Genomic DNA, 6,000 nt, shown 5'->3' with positions numbered 1-6,000 from the left:
ACCCCACACACCACGTCCACGCGAAACCCCGCTCGGTCACCGACACCCACACACCGCCCGCCCCAGCCCCACCCCCCGCCCCCCCCCCGCCCCGACGCCGTCGGCGCCGGTGACCTCCGCCGCGCCCGCCCACCGCGCCCCGTCCGGCGCGCCGCCGTCCCGCCGCGCCGCTGTCCCGCAGCGCCGCTGTGCCGCCGTCCCGCAGCGCCCCGTGCCGCCGTCCCGCCGCGCCCGCCGCGCCGCTGTGCCGCCGCGCCGCTGTGCCGCCGTGCGCCCGCCCTGCCCTGCCCGCCCCGTCCCGCCGCTTGTATCGACTTGCGGCTTTTGCGTGAACCGCCCCGCGCGTCGTCGACAAAGGACGCAAGTCAACGGACGGGGTCGACGGGCGTCAGCGGCCCGAGGCGACGATGCGCGAGGTCAGCTGATGAGCGTGGGCGAGGAGCGTGCGGCCGAGCGTCGCGAGGCGGTCGGGGCCGAAACGGAACTGCACGCCCGTCAGGCTCAGCGCCCACTGCGGATGCCCCTCGCGCGTGAACACCGCCGCGCCGATGCCGTAGCTGCCTTCGACGATGAGGCCGGGGTTCACGGCGTAGCCGCGCTCCTGCGTCTCGCGAAGTCGCGCCCGCAGGCGCGGCTCGCCGTGCGCTACGCCCCACTGACCATCGAGTTCAGGATGCCGCTCCAGATACTCGTCCACATCGTGAGGCGGCAGGAACGACAGAATCGCGAGCCCCGCCGACGCGACGCCGAGCGGAAACCGCACGCCCTCGGACAGCACGAACGACCGGATGGGGAAGCTGCCCTCTTCGCGCAGCAGGCACACCGTCTCATCGCCGCGGCGCACGGAGAGGAAGGCGCTCTCCTCGGTGCGCACGGCGAGCGAGCGGACGATGTCGCGCGCGATCCCCGTGATGTCGTAGCGGGATGCTGCGACCTGGCCCATGAGATAGAGCTCGGGGCCCGGAGTCCAGCGCCCCGTCTGCTCGTCCTGGTCGACGAGCCCCTCGTTCCGGAGCGCCTGCAGCAGTCGGTGCGCCGTCGGCCGGGTGAGCTCAGCGCGGCGGGCGAGGTCGGACACCGCCACCCCCTCACCGCCGCCCTGCGTCACGAGGCGGAGCAGGCGCGCCGCGCGGGCGACCGACTGCGCGCCGGGAATGGTCGCGGGAGTGTCCACGATATGGACGGTACGCCGATCCCGGTCCACATGGCAACCGTGGCCTGGCCTTCGCGCGTCCGGCTAGCGGAGGATGTGTGCACAACTCCTCAAGAATCGCCGCCCGTCGGTGGGCGGCCCGCGGAAATCCGCTGGTCTCCGCGCCGGCACCAAAAGGACTTCTGGAGTTGTGCACAAGCACTCGCGCGAAGGAGCACATGTGATCGACAAGACGTGGGAATCGGCCGCAGCCGCGGTCGCAGACATCCCGGAGGGCGCCTCACTCGCCGTCGGCGGGTTCGGCCTCTCGGGCAACCCGATCGCTCTCATCGAGGCCCTGCTCGCGCAGGGCACGGGCGATCTCAGCATCGTGAGCAACAACTGCGGCGTCGATGACTGGGGGCTCGGGGTGCTTCTCAACGCCAAGCGCATCCGCAAGATGACCTCGTCGTACGTCGGCGAGAACAAGGAGTTCGAGCGGCAGTTCCTCTCGGGCGAGCTCGAACTCGAGCTCACGCCCCAGGGCACGCTCGCCGAGAAGCTCCGCGCGGGCGGCTCGGGCATCGCCGCCTTCTACACGCAGACGGGCGTCGGCACGCAGGTCGCCGAGGGCGGACTCCCCCGCCGGTACGACGGCGACGGCGGCATCGCCGTGGCATCCCCCGTGAAGGATGTCCGCACGTTCGAGACCTCGGGCGAGCCGCGCGAGTACGTGCTCGAAGAGGCGATCGTGACCGACTACGCGCTCGTCCACGCGCTCAAGGGCGACCGGCACGGCAACCTCGTCTTCAACAAGGCGGCTCGCAACTTCAACCCGCTCGCCGCGATGGCCGGGCGCGTCTGCATCGCGCAGGTCGAGGAGCTCGTCGAGCCCGGCGAACTCGACCCCGACAGCATCCACCTCCCCGGCATCTATGTGCATCGCATCATCGAGGTGGGCACCGACATCGAGAAGCGCATCGAGCGCCGGACCGTGAGCGAAGGAAACTGACATGGCACTGACTCGTCAAGAGATGGCCGCCCGCGCGGCCCGCGAACTCGCCGATGGCGCCTACGTCAACCTCGGCATCGGCCTTCCGACGCTCGTGCCGAACTACGTGCCCGAGGGCGTCACCGTCGTGCTGCAGTCCGAGAACGGCATCCTCGGCGTCGGCCCGTACCCCACCGAGGAGAACGTCGACCCCGACCTCATCAACGCCGGCAAGGAAACCGTCACGACGCTGCCCGGCACGGCGTTCTTCGACTCCGCGATGAGCTTCGGCATGATCCGCGGCGGCAAGATCGACGCCGCCATCCTCGGCGCCATGCAGGTCTCAGCCAGCGGCGACCTCGCCAACTGGATGATCCCCGGCAAGATGGTCAAAGGCCCCGGCGGCGCGATGGACCTCGTGCACGGCGCGGGGAAGGTCATCGTGCTCATGGAGCACGTCGCGCGGGACGGCTCCGCCAAGATCGTCGACGACTGCTCGCTGCCCCTCACGGGCCGTGGCGTGGTCGACCGCATCATCACGGACCTCGCCGTCATCGACGTGACAGATGATGGTCTCGTGCTCATCGAGACCGCCCCGGGCGTCACGGTCGACGAGGTCGTCGCCGCGACCGAGCCGGAGCTCACCATCGCGATCGAAAGGACACCCGCATGAACACCGACGACATCGTCATCGTCGCCGCCGCGCGCACGCCGCAGGGGCGCCTCAAGGGCCAGCTCTCGTCGCTGACCGCACCGCAGCTGGGCTCGCTCGCGATCAAGGGCGCGCTCGACAAGAGCGGCATCCCGGCCGGGGCCGTCGACGCCGTGATCGTCGGGCAGGTGCTGGCCGCCGGGTCGGGGCAGAATGCCGCGCGCCAGGCCGCCGTCGGCGCCGGTATCGGCTGGGACGTGCACGCCGGCAGCGTCAACAAGGTCTGCCTCTCGGGGCTCACGGCCATCATCGACGCGGCGCGGATGCTGCGCGTCGGCGACGCGACCGTGGTCGTCGCGGCGGGCATGGAGTCGATGACCCGCTCGCCGCACCTGCTCATGGGGTCGCGCGACGGCTGGACCTACGGCTCGGTCGAGGTGCTCGACCACATGGCGCACGACGGCCTCACCGACGCGTACGACAACGAGAGCATGGGCACGTCGACCGAGCGCCACAACGAGCGGTTCGAGATCACGCGCGAAGCACAGGATGCCGTCGCGGCACGCTCGCACCAGCGCGCGGCCGCCGCATACGACGAGGGCGTCTTCGAGGCCGAGATCGTGCCGGTCGAGATCCCCCAGCGGCGCGGCGAGCCCGTCGTCGTGACGCGCGACGAAGGCATCCGGCCCGACACGACGGTCGAGTCCCTCGCCGGGCTTCGCCCCGCGTTCGCGAGGGACGGGTCGATCACGGCCGGCAACGCGTCGCAGATCTCCGACGGCGCCTCCGCCGTCGTGCTCACGACCCGTGCGCACGCCGACGCGAACGGCTGGGATGTGCTCGCGGTCGTCGGCGCCTCCGGCCAGGTCGCGGGGCCGGACAACTCGCTGCACGCGCAGCCGGCGCGCGCGATCGAGAAGGCGCTGGCCAAGCAGGGCATGAGCGCGTCCGACCTCGACCTCGTCGAGATCAACGAGGCCTTCGGCGCCGTCGTGGCCCGGTCGCAGACCGAGCTCGGTCTGTCGGATGACGTCGTCAACCCGCACGGCGGCGGCATCGCGATCGGCCACCCGATCGGCGCCTCCGGCAACCGCCTCGTCGTGCACGCCGTGCACGAACTCGTCCGCCGCGGCAGCGGTACGGCGGCGGTCGCCCTGTGCGGTGGCGGCGGTCAGGGCGACGCCCTCATCCTCACCCGCTGACCGGCACCCGGCACCTATACCGCGAGTGGTCGATCGCCGCGCGGAAGCCGGTCGCCCACAGGATCGTGTCGAGCGCGATGAACGAGCCGTCCGGCATGCGGACGCCGTCCTCCTCGATCGAGACGAACATCGGATGCCGCACCAGAACTCCGCGCGCCTGTGCGGCGCGCGCCCACGGCGTCCAATGCATGCCGGTGACCGAGATGACGCTCCCGGGCGGCAGGCCCCGGCGCACCCGATCCTCCACGCCGGCGATCGCGGCGATCCTCGCCGGGATGTCGAACGCCTCCTCGGCCCACTGCGGCTCGCGGCGCGTGAACCAGACCGTCTCCGCGACCTGCGAGATCTCCTCGAGCAGCTGCACGGCCGAGATCCCCGCACCCACGATTCCGACGCGCTGACCGGCGAAGTCCGTCGCGTCCGTGTAGTCGGACACGTGCAGCTGGCGTCCGCGGAACCTCTCCCGCCCGCGATAGTGCGGCCAGAACGGGCGGGTCCATGTTCCCGTCGCGTTGATGACGTAACGCGCGGCCCACGCGCCGCGATCCGAGTCGACGAGCAGCCTCTCGCCCGCGTCGCGCACTGCGGTGACCCGCACGGGACGGAGCACCTCGAGGGCGAACCGTTCTTCGTACTCGGAGAAGTACGGCGGCAGCGCGGAGCGACTGGACTCGTGATCCCCGAGCGCGGGAACCGGGAATCCGGGCAGTTCGTGGATGCCGTTGACCGTGCCCATCCGCAAGGATTCCCAGCGGTGCTGCCAGGCTCCGCCGGGACGTTCGTTCGCGTCGAGCACGACGAAGCTCGGAGCATCGCCCTGCACCGAGAACCCGCGGCGTCGCAGGTGATAGGCGGCCGAGAGTCCCGCCTGGCCGGCGCCGATCACGACGACGTCGACTTCACGGGCTTCCATACCGGCTCCCAACGCCCGCCCCCGCACCCCCATTCCGCCCGCGCCCATCGACCGCGAGACTGCGTCGGCAGGTCGAGACAGCGGGTAGACCCCGCAGTCTCGCCGTCCCGATGCAGTCTCGCGGATATCCGCGGCGCGGTGGGGGCGCCCGCCGCCATCACCCCTGCGCTCGCGCTACCGATACGCGCACGAGCTACCGATACGCGCTCGCGCTACCGATACGTGCACGAGCTACCGATCGAAAGGGGGCGCGCGCAGGTTTCGGTAGCGCGACGCACACCGGAACACCGCGCGTGTGCGCGATCACCTCGGCGGCGGACCTCGGCGGCGGGCCTCAGCGTCCTTCGAACCGGGGCTTGCGCTTCTCCTGGAAGGCCGCGAACCCCTCGCGATAGTCGTCGGTGTCGCACAGCGCCGCTTGCGCGGCGTTCTCGACGTCGACCGATTCCCACAGGGCGAGCCGCTCATCGCGCAGGCGCGCGACGAGCTTCTTGCTGGCGACGAAGGCCGCGGTCGCTCCGGATGCCGCATGCTCGGCGGCCTCGATGGTCGCCGCCCGTACGTCCTCGGCCGGCAGGACTCGTGAGAACAGGCCCGACTCGACCGCCTCCGTCCCGGACATCAGGCGCCCCGTGTAGATGAGGTCGAGCGTCTTGTGGGCCCCGAGCCGCTCATAGAAGAGGGCGTGCCCGCCCGAGTCGAGCGTCGCGCCGAGCCCCGCGAACGGCGAGCCGATCTTGGCCGAGTCGGCCACGTAGACGACGTCGGTCGCGATGAGCAGACCGAGGCCGACACCGAGGCACGCGCCGTGGGCCGCGGCGAACGTCGGCGCCGGAAACTCCGCCATGCGGCGCAGCAGCGGCGTCACGAGCCCGCCGAGGTAGCCCATGACGTCGTCGTCGCGGGGGTCGACGCCCGAGATGTCGCGCCCCGCGCAGAAGGCGCGGCCCTCGCCGCGCAGCACGAGGGCACGCACGCCCGCGGCGGCCGCCTCGGCATACGCGCGGTCGAGGTCTCGGATCGCCGCTTCATCCAGCGCGTTGAGCTTGTCGGGGTTGTCGAGCACGACGTGCGCGACCGTGCCGTCGATGGTGAGCTCGATCATGGTTC

At 71.5% G+C, this 6,000-nt stretch carries 6 protein-coding genes; 3 read left to right on the top strand and 3 right to left on the bottom strand.

Features of this window, described 5'->3' with window-relative positions; genetic code table 11:
- Nucleotides 1-388 precede the first annotated feature (388 nt).
- On the bottom strand, nt 389-1,174 hold the full coding sequence (locus tag ACWICD_RS09105) for an IclR family transcriptional regulator (RefSeq protein ID WP_454139973.1): 786 nt from the start codon (nt 1,172-1,174) through the stop codon (nt 389-391).
- A gap of 199 nt (nt 1,175-1,373) precedes the next feature.
- On the opposite strand from ACWICD_RS09105, the gene ACWICD_RS09100 reads away from it, so the two are divergent.
- Genes ACWICD_RS09100 through ACWICD_RS09090 form a run of 3 tightly spaced genes read left to right on the top strand, consistent with a single transcriptional unit; the run spans nt 1,374 to nt 3,977 of the window.
- Nucleotides 1,374-2,144 (top strand): CoA transferase subunit A, encoded by a 771-nt coding sequence (locus tag ACWICD_RS09100; RefSeq protein ID WP_454139972.1) that lies wholly within the window; start codon nt 1,374-1,376, stop codon nt 2,142-2,144.
- Between the two features lies 1 nt (nt 2,145).
- Nucleotides 2,146-2,796, top strand: coding sequence for a CoA transferase subunit B (locus ACWICD_RS09095; protein WP_454139971.1), 651 nt, complete (start codon nt 2,146-2,148; stop codon nt 2,794-2,796).
- Entirely contained in the window at nt 2,793-3,977 is a 1,185-nt protein-coding gene (locus ACWICD_RS09090; RefSeq protein ID WP_454139970.1) for an acetyl-CoA C-acetyltransferase, read from the top strand. The genes ACWICD_RS09095 and ACWICD_RS09090 overlap by 4 nt, the downstream gene beginning before the upstream one ends.
- Here ACWICD_RS09090 and ACWICD_RS09085 read toward each other — a convergent pair.
- A complete protein-coding gene (locus ACWICD_RS09085; protein WP_454139969.1) occupies nt 3,967-4,890 on the bottom strand; it encodes an FAD-dependent oxidoreductase in 924 nt (307 codons plus the stop codon). The genes ACWICD_RS09090 and ACWICD_RS09085 overlap by 11 nt on opposite strands.
- Before the next feature lie 334 nt (nt 4,891-5,224).
- A complete protein-coding gene (locus ACWICD_RS09080; RefSeq protein WP_376130939.1) occupies nt 5,225-5,995 on the bottom strand; it encodes an enoyl-CoA hydratase/isomerase family protein in 771 nt (256 codons plus the stop codon).
- Nucleotides 5,996-6,000 lie beyond the last annotated feature (5 nt).

The organism is Microbacterium sp. NPDC055357 (genome assembly GCF_053644835.1).
This window is presented reverse-complemented; position numbering and strand designations above follow the sequence as displayed.

Excerpts from the sequence above, each read along its gene's own strand:
- ACWICD_RS09085 (WP_454139969.1), bottom strand. The coding sequence starts at position 4,890 with ATGGAAGCCCGTGAAGTCGACGTCGTCGTGATCGGCGCCGGCCAGGCG.
- ACWICD_RS09080 (WP_376130939.1), bottom strand. The coding sequence starts at position 5,995 with ATGATCGAGCTCACCATCGACGGCACGGTCGCGCACGTCGTGCTCGAC.
- ACWICD_RS09090 (WP_454139970.1), top strand. The coding sequence starts at position 2,793 with ATGAACACCGACGACATCGTCATCGTCGCCGCCGCGCGCACGCCGCAG.
- ACWICD_RS09095 (WP_454139971.1), top strand. The coding sequence starts at position 2,146 with ATGGCACTGACTCGTCAAGAGATGGCCGCCCGCGCGGCCCGCGAACTC.